Annotated in this window: 17 protein-coding genes and 1 pseudogene; 13 read left to right on the plus strand and 5 right to left on the minus strand. The window is 46.9% G+C overall.

Annotated features, from left to right (window positions below; all coding sequences use genetic code 11):
* The first annotated feature begins 25 nt into the window (after positions 1-25).
* The 7 genes from ACJJIB_RS09525 to ACJJIB_RS09555 all read left to right on the plus strand — a co-directional run bounded on the left by ACJJIB_RS09525 (position 26) and on the right by ACJJIB_RS09555 (position 2,877).
* Entirely contained in the window at positions 26-295 is a 270-nt protein-coding gene (locus ACJJIB_RS09525) for a hypothetical protein (RefSeq protein WP_152453976.1), read from the plus strand.
* 59 nt (positions 296-354) lie between these two features.
* Complete coding sequence (locus ACJJIB_RS09530; RefSeq protein ID WP_444888690.1) at positions 355-579, plus strand: hypothetical protein; 225 nt, start codon at positions 355-357, stop codon at positions 577-579.
* Positions 580-603: 24 nt separating this feature from the next.
* Positions 604-801: a hypothetical protein gene (locus tag ACJJIB_RS09535; RefSeq protein WP_152453974.1), complete on the plus strand. Its 198-nt coding sequence runs from the start codon at positions 604-606 to the stop codon at positions 799-801.
* A 4-nt stretch (positions 802-805) separates the two neighbouring features.
* Positions 806-1,057, plus strand: coding sequence for a hypothetical protein (locus ACJJIB_RS09540; RefSeq protein WP_252085482.1), 252 nt, complete (start codon positions 806-808; stop codon positions 1,055-1,057).
* 12 nt (positions 1,058-1,069) lie between these two features.
* Positions 1,070-1,315 (plus strand): hypothetical protein, encoded by a 246-nt coding sequence (locus ACJJIB_RS09545; RefSeq protein WP_444888691.1) that lies wholly within the window; start codon positions 1,070-1,072, stop codon positions 1,313-1,315.
* On the plus strand, positions 1,299-1,604 hold the full coding sequence (locus tag ACJJIB_RS09550) for a hypothetical protein (RefSeq protein ID WP_444888692.1): 306 nt from the start codon (positions 1,299-1,301) through the stop codon (positions 1,602-1,604). The genes ACJJIB_RS09545 and ACJJIB_RS09550 overlap by 17 nt, the downstream gene beginning before the upstream one ends.
* Positions 1,605-2,121: 517 nt before the next feature.
* Positions 2,122-2,877 (plus strand): hypothetical protein, encoded by a 756-nt coding sequence (locus tag ACJJIB_RS09555; RefSeq protein WP_444888693.1) that lies wholly within the window; start codon positions 2,122-2,124, stop codon positions 2,875-2,877.
* 94 nt (positions 2,878-2,971) lie between these two features.
* On the opposite strand, the pseudogene ACJJIB_RS09560 reads toward ACJJIB_RS09555, so the two are convergent.
* The 4 genes and pseudogenes from ACJJIB_RS09560 to ACJJIB_RS09575 form a co-directional block, all read right to left on the minus strand.
* Positions 2,972-3,187 (minus strand): annotated as a pseudogene (locus ACJJIB_RS09560) (integrase core domain-containing protein); the annotation flags it as partial.
* 139 nt (positions 3,188-3,326) lie between these two features.
* Entirely contained in the window at positions 3,327-4,250 is a 924-nt protein-coding gene (locus ACJJIB_RS09565) for an ADP-ribosylglycohydrolase family protein (protein ID WP_444888694.1), read from the minus strand.
* A 67-nt stretch (positions 4,251-4,317) separates the two neighbouring features.
* Positions 4,318-4,497: an NrtR DNA-binding winged helix domain-containing protein gene (locus ACJJIB_RS09570; protein WP_444888695.1), complete on the minus strand. Its 180-nt coding sequence runs from the start codon at positions 4,495-4,497 to the stop codon at positions 4,318-4,320.
* 305 nt (positions 4,498-4,802) lie between these two features.
* Entirely contained in the window at positions 4,803-5,030 is a 228-nt protein-coding gene (locus tag ACJJIB_RS09575) for an NUDIX domain-containing protein (protein ID WP_444888696.1), read from the minus strand.
* Between the two features lie 120 nt (positions 5,031-5,150).
* Here ACJJIB_RS09575 and ACJJIB_RS09580 point away from each other — a divergent pair, with 120 nt between their 5' ends.
* Complete coding sequence (locus tag ACJJIB_RS09580) at positions 5,151-5,357, plus strand: DUF2905 domain-containing protein (RefSeq protein WP_252085488.1); 207 nt, start codon at positions 5,151-5,153, stop codon at positions 5,355-5,357.
* Positions 5,358-5,615: 258 nt separating this feature from the next.
* On the opposite strand, the gene ACJJIB_RS09585 is transcribed toward ACJJIB_RS09580, so the two are convergent.
* Positions 5,616-7,787 (minus strand): TonB-dependent hemoglobin/transferrin/lactoferrin family receptor, encoded by a 2,172-nt coding sequence (locus tag ACJJIB_RS09585; RefSeq protein ID WP_444888697.1) that lies wholly within the window; start codon positions 7,785-7,787, stop codon positions 5,616-5,618.
* A 225-nt stretch (positions 7,788-8,012) separates the two neighbouring features.
* Between ACJJIB_RS09585 and ACJJIB_RS09590 the strand changes: the two genes are divergently transcribed.
* The 5 genes from ACJJIB_RS09590 (at position 8,013) to ACJJIB_RS09610 (ending at position 14,915) form a co-directional block, all read left to right on the plus strand.
* Positions 8,013-8,543, plus strand: coding sequence for a MotA/TolQ/ExbB proton channel family protein (locus ACJJIB_RS09590; protein WP_444885322.1), 531 nt, complete (start codon positions 8,013-8,015; stop codon positions 8,541-8,543).
* Positions 8,543-8,890, plus strand: a complete 348-nt coding sequence (locus ACJJIB_RS09595) for a DUF2149 domain-containing protein (protein WP_020414951.1) — start codon at positions 8,543-8,545, stop codon at positions 8,888-8,890. Before ACJJIB_RS09590 ends, ACJJIB_RS09595 begins: the two co-directional genes overlap by 1 nt.
* Before the next feature lie 20 nt (positions 8,891-8,910).
* Positions 8,911-12,843 carry a cobaltochelatase subunit CobN gene (cobN, locus tag ACJJIB_RS09600; RefSeq protein WP_444888698.1) on the plus strand — a complete coding sequence of 1,311 codons (3,933 nt, stop codon included), beginning with the start codon at positions 8,911-8,913 and terminating at the stop codon, positions 12,841-12,843.
* A 389-nt stretch (positions 12,844-13,232) separates the two neighbouring features.
* Positions 13,233-13,847: a protease inhibitor BamI-like protein gene (locus ACJJIB_RS09605; protein WP_444888699.1), complete on the plus strand. Its 615-nt coding sequence runs from the start codon at positions 13,233-13,235 to the stop codon at positions 13,845-13,847.
* 246 nt (positions 13,848-14,093) lie between these two features.
* A complete protein-coding gene (locus tag ACJJIB_RS09610; protein ID WP_252085493.1) occupies positions 14,094-14,915 on the plus strand; it encodes a reprolysin-like metallopeptidase in 822 nt (273 codons plus the stop codon).
* The last annotated feature ends 465 nt before the right edge of the window (positions 14,916-15,380 follow it).

Raw genomic sequence — 15,380 nt, forward strand, 5'->3', positions numbered from 1 at the left:
ATTAACTGATTGAAAGGAAAAAATTATGTCTGATGAAACCAATACTGTAGACGGTATTCAACCTTCCCCTTATCGCGATCGTGTTGACCCTAAAGTGTCTGACCAGACAACCAGTTCTTCAGCACAAAGCCTGAATCTGGATGGTCTACGTGACCTGTCTGCGCTCTCCAAGCTACAGGTTCGTGAGTTTACTCACACAGGTGCAACACAAATGCAAGCAACCTCCAATGCTATGACGCAAATGGCGGCGGCAGGTGCAAAGGCCGTAAATTACATCATGGATGGTGGTAAGTAAGGTTTTTGACCTTCAAGGGGTAGCGGTTTATCGCTACCCCTTAATAAAAGGAGCAAGTTATGAGAGATACTTTCCGAGATCGCCTGGCGACTAAAGTGGTTGATCAGATGGCAACTTCTTCAGCACTTAGCCTTCATCTAGATGGTCTGCGCGATTTGTCTGCACTATCTAAACTACAAGTACGTGAATTTACCCATACCGGCGCAACTCAAATGCAAGCAACAGCAAATTCAATCCTGCAAATGTCGGCAGTTGGGGCGCGCACATTTAAAGATACCTTCTAATTTACTGTCTGAAAGGATGAACAGATGGCAAAGGATGATGATACACCAACGCTTAGGGAGCTCTCCGCAGGGAAGGGGAGGCTGATTGATGTGATGTCTAGTGCTTACTTGCAGCGTTCCATCAATAGCGCTGTGGAAACTACGCTGCAAGATCAAGTTAATGCGCGCAACCAGCGTATGTTGTTGATGACTAAGCAGCTAAATAAAATAGTTGATTTGTAATTTTATGAAAGACGAGGGGGGGGCGGCAAAAGAAGGGAAGCGTATGTCTTCCTCTTTTTTGGTTCAAAGTGCAGCCGATCATGTAAGGGATACAGCCTTGCAAACCTCTACAGTTGCCGGGAAAGCTTTTCAGAAATGGTTGACCCAACCATTCAACCTCATCTTCCTGCTGATAATCATCGTTGCACATATACAGTTGATCGTGGCTGTGATTCAGAGTTTCTTGATGCTGTTGCTTTCGATGTTCATGCGTTAAGGATTTCAACTTATGCCTAATACAAAACCTACAAGAGAAAGTTACCTCCCCCCGGATTTTGAAGAGCAGCTGGATAAACTGATTAGCAGTCAAGGCACTGATGTTGACTTGGGTGAAGAACTACAGCAGTCAATCATGGCTATCTGCCGAGAAGTTAACGATGCATTGACAAAATCCTTTTCGGATATATCAACTACAGGCTTTGAGATGGATGACCAAATAAAGGGGCAAGGAGAAGATAATGAGCAATCAGACTAAAAATACTTTTCAGCCGGATGTGAGTAATATTTCCAAGCAAATTGTGAGAAACGCGGTAGAGCTACAAGGAATTCACATTTTACAAGGAAAATCTGACTCGTTAAGGGATGAAAGGCTTAGTAATATCATGTTAAAAAATAGTGTGATGATGAAGTGGCTTCAGAATCCATCCAATACCAGCTATAAGGAAGTATTAAGTGGTATAGGTGTCAACTCACTAAAAGACGATGTCAGAGAAGCTTATCAGTATGCTCTTGAGATGGTCCATCAAAAGAGTGATAAACGTTAACATAGCGCTCCAGCTGATTTTTAGTGACTAAAGGGCAATAACTCGTGGGGTTTCCTGGAGAGACCGGGGAGAGAAAACACAGCAAGGAGCTTGCTGCAATGCAGCCAGATTATGATTTTGCGGTTTTTATCGGCCGCTTCCAGCCATTTCATTTCGGCCATTTGGCTGTGATTTAAGGTCGCTTATAAGAAACCAAATTTTTATATATTGAGATAATTCTAGTTCTCTAGAAAAAATCTTCAGAAATTTAGATGGGCGACGATTGATTGGATAGAGGGCTTGGTTAATCTTTTTTTCTACACCGCTCGTTAGCGGCTTCTCCAATGCTTGATCTATTCACCATGAAATAAATGTATATGTAATCAGGCTAAGGATTAAGATACAAAGTAAATGCCAAGAGTATACAAAAAGGAGAAACATAAAGACAAAAAACCTTTCTAGTTAGCCCTAGACTTCTGCTAGCTATGTCAATGTAGCTTATTGAACCCTCTGTAATTTTTTAAGATAGGAATTAATGATGCCAGTAACACAACTTAGCCAATTACCCCATGCTCGCGCAATTTGGAGTGCAATAGATCAGTACAATATTTATGTGGTCGCCACAATGAGCGATTCGTTCGCACAAATAGAGGACACTGGAGCCGACTTTCAAATGCCACCTCCAATACTTATGTATCATGAAGGAGACATGTGTGCACTTCTTATAATGGGAGAAAGGCATGGCGCACAATCTCAGGATATAAGAGCAGCTGCAAAAAATACTGCAACTGCAATTTTAAATGTTCCCGACATGATGGTAGCAGTTGAAGAACCTATTGAAGTTAATGATAGACTCTATTCCAATGCTGGGGCTCAGAAACAATTATCATTAATTGGTGATCAAAACCTACTTACATACGACCCCTCTTTGAGAGGTGCAATTAGCGCTGAGCTTGCTGATCAAGGCTATCGTCTAAATACTGATGCTCAGCCCTACCGTTTTTCTGCAGAACAAGGAAGGCGTTATGATCCTAGATATGGACAAAATGGAAATGCGCCAAAGATAAACACCCAAATGGCCACTTCTTTAAGCACCTATGCTAACACGGGGGCACTCATAGCTTATCCAGTTGGACCCGACCATCTAAGGTTTGGGCCCGATGCCTACGTCAGAAATGAGAATGAAACTTTACAAGGTCAACTCCTAGCAAAAAATTGGACGGTACTTGAAATTTCAGAACCTCCTCGTGGCGGTAACGGTAACGGTAACGGTAACGGTAACGCTCAAAATTAACAGATAAATAAACATATCAAATTATTAATCTGTTGTAGTTCAGACTTGATCTGACAGTCACCGATTTTTCAGAAGGTGCTCTGTCAGGTCAAATTCAGTTTACGAGCTCCTCCTTCCAGATACTTTTACCCTCTTCAAGGGTTGCTATCGGTGTGTGACCACAACACTTTTTACCCTGATGAGTTCGATCATTATTGTAATATACGAGCCATTCGTCCAGATCCTTTTGTAGGTCTTCTATTGATCCATAGATCTTTCGTCGCAACGATGGTTGGTAGAACTCTTGTAATATAGTTTTATGGAAGCGCTCACGATGGACAGCTGTTGGTCGATCAGGATTTTGAGGCCGTCCGCTTACTGGCAGAAATGCCCACACAGGAGGGGATGCTGGCAACAGCTATCTGAGCTCTTCTTATTACATCGCGTTCAAGAGCCGGTTTATACCGGCTTTACCATTCATTGGCGACTGATAGCCCAACCTTATAGAGATCTTCTGCCAAGGTGTGAATTTCTTCCGATAAAGAGATTTGCTGGGCCCATTCCTCAGGTATTCCAGAAACTCCGTAGTAAGCTCCGGCTATTTGTCCGCAAATGGCTGCTGTTGTATCAGCATCGTTGCCAATATTGGCTGCCAAAAGAATGGCTTCCCGAAAACTATTGGTATTGAAAAAACACCAAAGCGCCGATTTTAGGGACTCGATAACGTAACCACTTCCGGTTAACTCTTCATAGTGCTGGTCTAGAAATTGCCCACTGGCAATGGTTTTTACTTTTTCATTAGTTGGAGTTTGTTCGATAGAGGCGAGAAGCTCATTTTTATTGATGCCAATAAATATGGAAAGTATAAGATTACAGAGGAGTCGGCAGCTTTCGATGCATTCGTCCGAGCCATGAGTGGTTCTGGAGCTTTCCCCTGCGAAATAAATGGCATCCGAAGTTGTTGAAGAAAAAAATATGGGAATTGGCGCTAAGCGCATGAGTGAACCATTACCTGACGAGCGAGTAGATGTTGAACCACTAAAAGGATCACCTGTTTGCAGATATCGATTTAATGCGGATAAAACTGTTGAACCAATATCGAAGCACTCACCCGTAGAGCTCATATACCCATATTGGTACCAGTTACAGTAACGATTCATCTGATCAGTCGCACTGAAGCCTTTTTTCTGGAGTAAACTGTGGGCCAGGCAGAGCGCCATGGAGGTATCATCGGTCCATTGCCCCTTTTTTAATCCAAATGGGCCTCCACCTTCCATGTCTGATAAAGGAGTGAATTCCCCTTTGTACTTAAACTCCAACGTGGTGCCCACAGCATCACCGCATGCGAGTCCGACTAAACAGCCTTTTACCTTGTCTAGCGTTTCAATATTCACCTATAAAATCCTTCTTATACCTGCTTGAGAGTGATTGCTAAATAAAGTTAGGGACAATGGGGCAGGGCTATTGCTCCAGATTCCGCACGAAAGTATGTTTCCCTGAACCTGGCCGCAAACTGTACAACGCGGCCGGGCGACCTCGCTCAGTACGTTTTTCACCGGTATCTATCAGAAGATCTGCCTGCTCAACCCTTCTGCGAAAGGACTTTTTCTGCAGTGGCTTGCCGATAATGACTTCGTGCACCTGTTGAAGCTCGGGTAGAGTGAATTTCTTTGGCAGTGCGTAGGCTGGGATAATACTGTAAAGAGCCTTTTGAATAGACGCTCATGTGCCTTATTAATAATTTTGAGATGATCAAAGGCCAAGTTCATTTTCTTAACTTTTTCGATAGGCAGCCAGGCGACATCGGAGATGGTTTCTAATTCGCTTTCACAGGCCTGATGAGCGATCAGAGCCGTGTAACAAATGGTTACAGACCAGCCCCGCTGATCTCTGGAGCCGCCACCAAAGGTAGCTAGCTGCTCAACAAAAGGGGGAACAACTCCGGTTTACTCCTTGAGCTTTCGGGTGACCGTATCCTCTAGGGTCTTATCTTCGCTCTCGGAAATGAAACCGCCCGGCAGCGCCCATTTTCCCTGTTCGGGATGATTGGAGCGCTCTACCAGCAAAACTTTGAGTTGACTATCTTGATAAGTAAACAAGACGGCATCTACGGTAACTAGAGGGGCTTCAAAGTTGCCCTTGTCGTAGGCGGAAAGGAATTCTTTCTCGTTCATTGCCTCACTAAGAGTCAGTTGGTCACTTATGGTAGCTGCCTAATCCTGCGTGCTCAAGGGGGTTAGTGGGGTAAATAAATTCTTCTTGTCAATTGAATAGAGCAAAATGAGAGGAGAGATATGTCACGCTGGTTGATAATTACTGGATTGGTCCTGATAGTCGTTGGTATAGCGCTGCATTTTGCCCCCTGGCTATTTAACTGGTTTGGCCGGTTGCCGGGGGATATTCGTATTGAATCTAGCCGCACTCGTTTTTATTTTCCAATTGTCTCGATGATTATTGTCAGCCTGATATTAAGCCTCTTAGTTAATTTTTTCCGCAGATAAATATTCTATTGATGCAGCAGAATAAAAAAAGGCCGCATGGGGGCGGCCGCAAGGGACTTATAGGAGAGTATGAGAAAAGGAGGGTGCGTTCTCCGCTAGTCAAAAAAAGGTCGTCCGTGACCTACCTGATTCAGCCTCTGAAATTGCGCAAAAGCGCAAAGTGATTTGTATTTCAGGGGCTTTGCTGGCCGTGACCAGCGACGACGCTTCCTTGCGTCGTATCAATCCGGCTATCCACAAATTAGCCGGATTAATAACTTAGAAATCGTACTTAATGGATGCAGAGAAAGTACGGCCCGGAGCAGAGTTTACGTAGATATCACTGTCTTCATCCCAGCCAGCAACATTTAGGTAGGGCACATACTCCTTGTCGAGCAGGTTGTTGACGGCCAGGTTGAGAGACATCTGCTCCATCAGCTGGTAGCCCAGTGTCCAATCTACAGAGCCATAGCCTGGAGTCCCTGTTTCGCCTTCATTGACATGTTCCATGCGGTCTGCCCAGCGCACTAGTACTTGGCTGGAAAGTTGTGCGCCTGTGTAGCTGGCACCAACGACACCGGAAAGCGGGCTGATACTGGTGAGGTATTCGCCGGTGGTATCGTTTTCACCGCGTTGATAGCTGGCATTAGCAAATAGCTCGAACGCTGGAGATAGGTACCAATTTGCGCTCAGCTCCACTCCTTTGATCGTCACTGAGTCTATGTTTTGGTATTGGTATTGCTCAAACACGTGCGAGAAACTGCCATCGTTGTTGAAGAAAGTTTCGCTGTCTATGAGTTCAGTTTGGAGGAAGTCATCATACTCGGTAGTGAAGGCGGCAGCGCTGAAGGCAATGGGGCCCAGGTGTCCACGCAAGCCTAGTTCGAAAGAGTCGCTGGTTTCTGGAGACAGATCATCAGCCGGTAATACCTCGTAAGCATAAGTAGAAGTTGGCTGTTTATAGTGCTCGATATATGCCAGATCGTAGGCTGGTACTTTGAAACCCTGGCCGTATTGGATGAAGGCAGACAAGCGAGAGTTGATTTTGTAGAGGGCTCCCAGATTGAAGGAGAGGTTGCTCTCCTCAATCGTGGCAAAAGGAGTACCGTCAGTTTTTTCTGCACCATCGGGGTCCATTTCGTACCAATCGTAGCGTACCCCTGGGGTTACAATCAGCTGTCCATTGGCAAAAGTCATTTCATCGTTCAGGAATAATCCCGCACGGGAGACTGCATTTTCTGGGAACTTTTCTGTTGGGATATTCATTGTGGAAGTACCAGCCACTTCGCGGTACTGGAGTAGGGTACGGCGGCTTTCGGTTTTTTCCAGGTCTAGGCCGTATCCCAGCGTGTGGGTCTCGCTCAGAGTCTTGCTTGCATTGGAGAGGAAGCCAATAGTATCTTGGCTATAAAGACCAGTTTCCCACATATCACGGATTTCAAAAACTCCAAACATAGGGGCATTGATGTCCAGCTGGCCATACTGTTCATCTTGCTGTTCGGATTCGTTTTTATACAGGCTAATATTCAGCTGGTCATAGACTGCACTGGGAGTCTCGCTGTGGTAACGCAGTTGGTAAGCGCGGACCTCTTTATCGGAGATTGATTTTTCCTTGACGACGCTGTAGCCGTAATCGGCCAGCCCGCGGAAGTAGTGAAGCAGGCCGTCGGCGCTGTCGCCGGTGCTTTCCTGATTCCAGTGATCAATGCTGAAACTGATAAAGTCCTCACCACCAAGGTTGTACTTGGCCTTGTAAAGCAGGCTCTTTGACTCAATTTCGAAGGGGGCCTGGCTTTCGTCGAAATTTTGTTGCTCCTCTCCATCGCGGAAGGTGGTATGCAGTAGTTGTTCAAAGTTGCCGGTGCGCAGAGCCAGGGTAGGGGAGATGTGTGATTGAGTGGTAATACCAGTGTATCCGGTTTTGATCGCACCGCCGAATTGCTCTCCGTCCTCTAAGTAGTCGCTGGCATCTTTGGTGGTGAATACCACGATGCCGGCAAGCGCGTCAGAACCGTATAAAGAAGACGCAGCGCCCTTGGCCACCTCTACCTGTTTCAGGGTATCTATTTCAATAAAGCCGCGGCCCACGATGTCATTTTTACCATTGGCTCCATAGCCTTCGTTAACCCGCATACCGTCTTTGATAATCAGTACCCGGTCGCCACCCATGCCGCGTACCAGGATATTTTGTGCACTGCCGGCGGCGCCTGTTACTTCAACTCCGGGCTCGTATTGGAACAGCTGATTCATATCGTTCAGCTGAAGCTGTTCGATGTCCTCATTGGTGACAACAGAAACACTTCCTGTGACATCTTTCAGCGGCTTTTCCGCGCGGCCGCTGACCACAATCAGTTCCAGGTCGCTGTTGGCCGCTGAACCTGAAGTTTCGGCATGCAGGTTAGCGACGGAAGCCAGGCCCAGTATGGCCGCTGCAATTGGGCGAAGTTTCATGGTGTTGTCCTTGAGGTAATTTCTGTACTTCTGCTCTTGTTGGTCGGCAGTGGTTGGTTGCTCACCACTGGCGCCGATTGAGGGGGGATTATAGGGATGATTTTCTTAATGTAAAGCTAAATGCGAATCACTATCAATTAGATTAAATTTGACGTTGATAGGGAGTTCCGTTAGTTTCCGCGGCCATTAATACAGAACGAAAGTGCTGGGCTGAGGAGACTTGCAATGAATATTTCGATAATTGAGAACCTGATGGCCGATGTGGCTGATTTGTTTATGGCCCCAGTATTACTGGCGATTCTGGTTCTTTTTATCTACGCACTTTACGCAACGGGACGCTTTATCTCTCTATGGCTGCTGCGACGCCGCAATGCTGGCACCTACAGCTTGGCCTTAAAGCAAGGTCGGAAAGAGGAGCTGCCAGGCTTTCAGGTGCACAACTATTACGTGCGACACCCTTTGGCATGTGATGACGAGTTGGAAGTTTTTGCACTGAAAAAGTTGGAGATGCTGCGTATGGCTACACGCATTGCCCCCATGTTGGGCTTGATCGCCACCATGATCCCGATGGGGCCGGCGTTGCGAGCCTTGGCCGATGGCAATATCCAGGGGATCAGTGAAAACCTGATTATCGCTTTTGCTGCTGTGATCTGGGGCCTCGCAATTTCTACCCTGACCTTCTGGCCGGCCTCGGTAAAGAAGCGTTGGTTTGCTGCTGAGCTAATTAACATTCGCAAATTGAAGGAGGCTGTTTAATGCGCTTCCTGGATGAAGATGAAGAGCTCAACCCGATTTTGAGTGCGGTTAACTTGATTGATGTCTTTCTGGTGATTATTGCCGCACTGCTTATCGCTATCGCACAAAACCCGCTAAACGTGTTTTCCAATGAAAAGGTCACAGTCATCAAAAATGCCGGTGAGCCCAATATGGAAGTCATCGTAAAAGATGGGGAAGAAATTAAGCAGTACAAATCCACTGGTGAAATTGGTTCCGGAGAGGGCACTCGCGCTGGTGTTGCTTACCAGATGGCAGACGGCAGCCTGGTCTATGTACCGGAAGGAAAAGAAGAGTCTGCAAAAGACAAGGCTGTAGGGGGTAAATAGTCATGTTGAAGAAGGTTTGTATGCAATTGGCATGCTTCGTCGTAATAGCCTTCACTACGATGATGGTGCAGGCTAATGATAAACCCAAAGTTTTGCTGATGATGTCCAGCCATACCGCGAAAGCCAAGGGGGAGCTGTTATCTGATTTGGCTGCGGACCAGCCGTTTACCCTGGAGATATTTAACAGCAAAGGGAAGAGTGAAGAGCAAATAGCGCAGGCCTGGGGTTCCTCCAGCCTGGTGATGCTTGACGGTATCAATCCGGCACTCTCCCAATTTATGTTTGGAAAATACCAACCTCTGCTAACCCAGTACACCAAAGTGCCGGTGGTTTCCCTGGGGGATGCCGATAACGCCTCCATGAACCAGGGGCTGACTGCTGAACAGCACCAATCCATCGCTGCGTATTTCAATAATGCTGGGCGTCAGAACTACCGGCATTTGATGCAGTTCCTCTCCGCCAAAGTCTTTGGCCTCTCTGAGCAGCCTGTAGTCGACCCAATTATTGTGCCTAAAGTGGGTTTTTATCATCCGCGTCTGCCAAGCCTGGTGACTGACAGCGAAGGGGATTTCTTTAATTGGCTGCAGGTATCCGAAGAGCAGCCGGTTATAGGTCTGGCTATCCATCGCTCAGTCGTGGATTACGAGCAGCAGCAGGTTGTAGATGCCATCTTGGCTGGCCTGGAAGAAAAAGGTGCTAAGGCTTTTGCCTTTTTCTTTGAAGGTGAGGATCTGCCGCTTTCCTATCCGGATTTACTTCAAGACGAAGCGGGGCAAACACGTGTTGATCTGATGATCAATTACCGCTCACTCCATTATGTGAGTAAACGTCGCGCGGAGTTCGAAAAGTTGGGTGTCCCGGTGATTCATGCCCTGAACTATACCGAGGGCAGTGAAGCGGATTATCTTGCCGATAATAGTGGGGTCTCTCCTTCGTTAACTCCATTCTTCCTGGTGATGCCTGAAGACACCGGTAGTATCGATCCGGTAATTGTTGCCGCAAGTGAAGGTGGCAATAAGGTTGTAATGACAGACCAGCTCGATGCGTTGGTGGAACGCGCCTGGAGTCATGCCTCTCTTGGCTACAAAAAAAACAACCAGAAAAAAGTGGCTACCTTTATCTGGAACTACCCTCCCGGTGAGAAGAATATTGGTGCGGCCTTCCTCGATGTCCCTTCTTCTATTGAGTCTATCGCCAAAGCCATGGCGGAGCGTGGCTATCAAATAGAACAGCAGGACTCCAAGACCCTGATTGCCTGGGCGGGCCAATTGCTACGCCCTTATTATCGCCGTGAAGACAGCGTGGCACTGATTGATAAAGGTTTGGCGGACTGGATGCCACTTTCCACCTATGTCGATTGGTTTAATCGTTTGCCGGCCTCTGTGCGTGATCCCATTGTGGAGCGGTGGGGTAAGCCGGAAGATAACGTCATGTTGGCAGACCATAATGGTGAGCGGGCGTTTGTGATCCCACGTATGACATTGGGTAACCTGATTGTCCTGCCGCAGGGGGTGCGCGCGGATAATGCCAAAGATCACGCCTCCCTCTATCACGATATGAAAACGCCGGTAAACCATGCCTACCTGGCGGTTTATCTCTACGCGCGCAAAACTTTCGGGGCCGATGCCTATATTCACTTGGGAACACATGGTTCCCAGGAATGGTTAACCGGTAAGGAGCGCGGGCTCTCTGTGTTCGACGCCCCAAATTTGGCTCTGGGTAATATCCCGGTATTTTATCCCTACATTATTGATAATGTAGGCGAAGCTATGCAGGCCAAGCGTCGCGGACGTGCGACGATGATCAGCCATTTAACACCAGGCTTCGCTAAAGCGGGTCTTTATGCCGAAGTGGCAGAACTCTCTGAGTTGATTGGTAATTACTTGATTCTGGAAGAAGGGCAAACCCGGCTGAATACCCAGGAGCGTATTATCACCCTGGCGGACAAGCTGAATATGCTCAAGGATCTGGAAATCAGCGCTGAAACCTTGCAAGCTGATTTCGATGGCCATCTCAGTCGTCTTCAGGACCACTTGGCCCAACTGGCTGAAATGAGCCAACCACTGGGTATCCATCGTTTTGGTCAGCTGCCCAAGTCAGAGCATCTCACCAGCACCATGCTGCAAATGCTGGGTGAAAACTATATTTCAGCTGCTGGCCAATATGAGAAGGAGCAGGGCCTGGCTTTGCCGGCGGAGCAGCTGCTGGATGAACGCAATGTAGTCGCCTTAGAAGCACAGCCGGGTTATCAGCTGTTAAATGCCTACCTGGCTGGCCACCAATTGCCGGAACTTTCTGAAGAGCTGCAAAATCACCTGCAGCAGGGTCGGGAGTATGCCGATAACTTTGCCGGTATCGCCGAGCTACAAAACTTGATGTTGGCGCTCGACGGTGAGTACATTCCGGTGAGCTATGGGGGTGACCCTATTCGTAACCCGCAGGCAGTGCCTACCGGTCGCAACCTGATTGGATTCAACCCGGCTAAGGTGCCATCCAAGGAGGCTTATGAGGCCGGTGTTCAACTGATGGAGCAGACCATTGCCGACTATCGGGAAAAACATGGCCGTTTCCCGGATAAGCTGGCATTTTCCCTTTGGTCCCTGGAGACGATGCGTCACCAGGGTGCGTTGGAAGCGCAAATACTGCATGCGCTGGGTCTCAAGCCCAAATGGAATCAGCAGGGCAATGTTACTGGAACTGAGGTGATTCCCTATTCAGAGCTAAAGCGCCCTCGTATCGATGTGGTGATCTCTGCTACGGGCCTTTACCGCGATGCTTTCCCTAATGTGATGCTGTGGCTGGCGGAAGCCATCGATAAAGTGGCGCAGATGAAGGAGGAGAACAACTTTGTTTATCGCCACAGCCAGGCCTTATTAAAGCAACTAAAGGAAGAAGGCAGTTCCGAAGAAGATGCCCGCTATCTTTCCTCTGTACGCATTTTCTCCAATGAAAGTGGCAATTACGGTACCGGCTTGAATGGTGCCAGCCTGGCTTCCGACAGCTGGGAGACAGACGACAAGCTGGCCGATCTGTATATGCGCCGCATGGGGTTTGCCTATGGCAAGGATGAGTCCCGTTGGAGCGAGGACCAGCGCAATGTTGCACTTTATAGCAAGGTGCTTTCCGGTACCGATGGAGTGATATTCTCGCGCTCCACCAATCTCTACGCAATGATGACTAATGACGACCCTTTCCAGTATTTTGGTGGTATGGGGCTTGCGGTGCGCAATCTCGACGGTAAGACACCCGAAATGTATGTCTCCAACTTGCGTCGCAAGGACAACATTAAAACCCAGACCCTGGGAGAATTTGTCAATCAGGAAATGCGTAGCCGTTATTTCCATCCCCGTTGGATTGAGGCGATGCAGGAATCCGGCTATGCCGGCGCAACGGCAATCCTGGATCGCGTGAACAACATGTGGGGCTGGGAGGTGATGACTCCGGAAACCATCCGCGACGACCAATGGCAGGAGATGTTTGAGGTCTACGTGGAGGATAAATACCAAATGGATATGCGTGAGTTCTTTGAGGAGCACAATGCGGAAGCCCTGGCACAAATGCTGGAGCGTATGCTGGAGGCTGTGCGCAAAGGCTACTGGCCTGCCGATGCAGAAACGCTAAGGAAAATGGTGGAGACTTACACCGAGCTCGCCAACCAGCACGACGTAGCAACAGACAATGAGAAATTTACTGACTTTGTGAATCAGCAGGCCCTTGGATTTGGTCTTGCCCCGCTTGTGAGTGGCCAGACGGTAGATAATGTCGCTGCCAGCGCTCCCGCGTCTCAGCAAGTTAGTGGGCAGAAACTAGAAGAAGTAAAAGAGCCCGCAGCTCAGGATAAGCCCCGGGACTTCTTGTGGTTATTACTGTTGGCAATTGTTATCACTGGATTTATTAGCGTATTTTTTGAGCGCTTTTTTGAGGGGGGAGGGCTGCGAGTGACCCATGTCTAGGCATTGGGGGTTACCCGTGGCGATAAAAGCCAATCCTAAAGTCACTTTTTGATCAGTTAAGGCCAGCAATTCTTACCAGCGTTGCTGGCTTTTTCTTTTTTGGCAGAAAAAATTTTAAGCTAATGTTGTTGTCATTTTTCAGGAACCTGTCGATATTTTTTCGTATCCAGCAGGTAAAGTCAGAGAACACTCACAGGCTACCCATTCAGGGATGACATTTTTGTGAAATAATTCTGAAAAATTAATTGCGTGGAAATTAGCATTAAGCGTCTCAGCATAGTGGTCCATGTTAGGAAAGGTTAAGTCTCGGTTTTGCTGTAGCTCATTAAGTAATCAGCACCATTGAGATTTTTTCTGAACTAGCATAAATATTTTGCAGTGAGAAGCTAATGAGAAAAATAATTCCACTGATTGCTCTCCTTTGTGCGGGAGGGTATTTTTTCTGGGCAAAGAGTCAAACAGATAGCCCACAACCGATTACTGAAAAACCAGTCTCACCTCCCTCCAAGAAAATTGTTCCAACTGAAACTAAATCTACAGAAGAAGTGGTAGAGATGCCTTCCGCCCAAGAGCAAGAGGCGAACCCTGATAGTGCCTTGATGTGGGCAGAATCGGATGTCGCAAGGCAGGTTTTACATGAGTCAGGACGCTTGCCGCTTGATTTAAATGGAGAGACATATCTTGAGATTGATGTAGAGGCTCTGAAGAATTTATCTATTGGAGACTATGTTGATATAGAAATGCCTGGGGTGAAGGGAAATTACGATGCTCAGGTGGATAAAGTCCAGGAGCATGCCAGTGGGAATAAAAGTGTACAAATGAACCTGCCTGGTTATGGTAGCGTGTATTTTGTAAATTTCACAATTGGCAAAAACTCGGTATATGGTAATTTAACATTGCCTTCAGGCTCATACTCCCTAGAGGCGCAGGGAAATTATGCCTGGGTGGCTTCGAAAAAAGATTTAACCAGGAGTCACTTGGAGGAAGAGGTAAAATTAAAGTAAGAATTTATCTAATGTTGGGGTAGGAGTTATCTTACCTGGCTAGCAGCAAAGGGAGTGCTGCTTGAAGTGCCTGTTACTGCCAGAAGCGATTGCTTTTACAGGTGGAAAAGAGAGTAGGGAGTAATCTATTTTCCAGTTAAGGCGAGTGCATTTTGTGATTTGATCAGTTTGACCAAAGATGTAACCGGTTTCATTGATTGGATCACAAAGATTGGGGTAAATAATTTAATAATAAAAGGAACTGCTATGAAGCTAAGAAACAGTTTGGCTGCCGCAATAACGGCTCTTACCATCTCTGGGGCGGCAAGTGCGGAGACGATAAAAATTGCGGTTTGGTATACCGACCCTGCGGCTCAGTATACTGGTGATATTTCCGTAATGGTTGATAATCTGATCAGTACTTCTAACCGTATCTACGAGAATAATGGCCTGGATATTCAGCTGGAATTGGTAGACTCAAGAGAGTATTCCAAGGAGGACCTCCTCATTAATGGAGACAACCTCAATGAATTTTCTGGCTTAACTGAGTACTTTGCCGAGGATAGTACGCCGACCTACGCTGAAATTACGCAAGTTGCTCCCGGCCCAGTTGGGGTGCAGCGTCAACTTTTTGAAGCCGACATGGTTGCTCTGTTAGGCAAGGGCGAAGAAGTTTGGGAAGATGGACGCTTTCTTGGTACCCGCTGTGGAGTAGCCTGGGGTGGAATAGGTAGTAACGGTGTAATGGATCCTAGTGCCAAGCGCTTGGCCTATAGTTTGACCGCAGTTGATTGTGGGGGTACTGATCTTACATTTATTCATGAGCTGGGCCACAACATGGGGCTGACTCATTCTCGCCAACAAGGTGATACCAGTGGTTATGTTTACCGTTGGGGACTTGGTTACGGTGTAAATAACAGTTTCTCCACTATTATGGCGTATCCATCTGCATTTGGAAGCGCTGAAAGACTAGATACATTTTCTGATCCAGGCAAAATCTGCAACGGGTTACCGTGTGGCGAGAGAAATCGGGCTGATGCTCATAGAGCATTGGAGCCGATTATTGATGATGTAGCTGGCTATTATTAATCTACTTTTACTCTCTTGATCTATTGAGAAGTTATTGACCGTTAACTCCATTGTTTTGGGGAGGGCTTTGCCCTCCCTTTTTTTGTTCTTTAACTTTTTGGTTGACTTGTTCTACAGGTGTCTTTTTTATCTTTTGGTGTAATTTATCGCATCCTTTTTTTTGGTTATAGCTTTATAACCATTTAAGCTCTTCAAGTGGATGAACTTCTCAATATTTTTAAGGACTTATACTTGTTGGTTGCGATGAGGTTTGCAGTTTTTTATGATTTTGTTGTCGGCTGCAGTTGCGATCATTTTTTATTTTTCTTATCTGTGAAGTGTTTTCAAAAAAATATTTTGAGGTCCTGATACCATTCTTCGTCTGAGTCTGGGCGATAGCGAGAATGTCTGGAAGTAACCTTTTCTGGTTGATATTGCGAGAAAAAAATTTTCTTCTGAAGCTTTGGGGGTTTCGGGAGTGTTATT

This window comes from Microbulbifer mixtoriginis (SeqCode) (assembly GCF_052467705.1).

What these genes read in the sequence shown, in the direction of transcription:
- ACJJIB_RS09525 (WP_152453976.1), top strand. Translation starts at nt 26, where the DNA reads ATGTCTGATGAAACCAATACTGTAGACGGTATTCAACCTTCCCCTTAT.
- ACJJIB_RS09530 (WP_444888690.1), top strand. Translation starts at nt 355, where the DNA reads ATGAGAGATACTTTCCGAGATCGCCTGGCGACTAAAGTGGTTGATCAG.
- ACJJIB_RS09535 (WP_152453974.1), top strand. Translation starts at nt 604, where the DNA reads ATGGCAAAGGATGATGATACACCAACGCTTAGGGAGCTCTCCGCAGGG.
- ACJJIB_RS09540 (WP_252085482.1), top strand. Translation starts at nt 806, where the DNA reads ATGAAAGACGAGGGGGGGGCGGCAAAAGAAGGGAAGCGTATGTCTTCC.
- ACJJIB_RS09545 (WP_444888691.1), top strand. Translation starts at nt 1,070, where the DNA reads ATGCCTAATACAAAACCTACAAGAGAAAGTTACCTCCCCCCGGATTTT.
- ACJJIB_RS09550 (WP_444888692.1), top strand. Translation starts at nt 1,299, where the DNA reads ATGAGCAATCAGACTAAAAATACTTTTCAGCCGGATGTGAGTAATATT.
- ACJJIB_RS09555 (WP_444888693.1), top strand. Translation starts at nt 2,122, where the DNA reads ATGCCAGTAACACAACTTAGCCAATTACCCCATGCTCGCGCAATTTGG.
- ACJJIB_RS09575 (WP_444888696.1), bottom strand. Translation starts at nt 5,030, where the DNA reads ATGAACGAGAAAGAATTCCTTTCCGCCTACGACAAGGGCAACTTTGAA.
- ACJJIB_RS09580 (WP_252085488.1), top strand. Translation starts at nt 5,151, where the DNA reads ATGTCACGCTGGTTGATAATTACTGGATTGGTCCTGATAGTCGTTGGT.
- ACJJIB_RS09585 (WP_444888697.1), bottom strand. Translation starts at nt 7,787, where the DNA reads ATGAAACTTCGCCCAATTGCAGCGGCCATACTGGGCCTGGCTTCCGTC.
- ACJJIB_RS09590 (WP_444885322.1), top strand. Translation starts at nt 8,013, where the DNA reads ATGAATATTTCGATAATTGAGAACCTGATGGCCGATGTGGCTGATTTG.
- ACJJIB_RS09595 (WP_020414951.1), top strand. Translation starts at nt 8,543, where the DNA reads ATGCGCTTCCTGGATGAAGATGAAGAGCTCAACCCGATTTTGAGTGCG.
- cobN (WP_444888698.1), top strand. Translation starts at nt 8,911, where the DNA reads ATGCAATTGGCATGCTTCGTCGTAATAGCCTTCACTACGATGATGGTG.
- ACJJIB_RS09605 (WP_444888699.1), top strand. Translation starts at nt 13,233, where the DNA reads ATGAGAAAAATAATTCCACTGATTGCTCTCCTTTGTGCGGGAGGGTAT.
- ACJJIB_RS09610 (WP_252085493.1), top strand. Translation starts at nt 14,094, where the DNA reads ATGAAGCTAAGAAACAGTTTGGCTGCCGCAATAACGGCTCTTACCATC.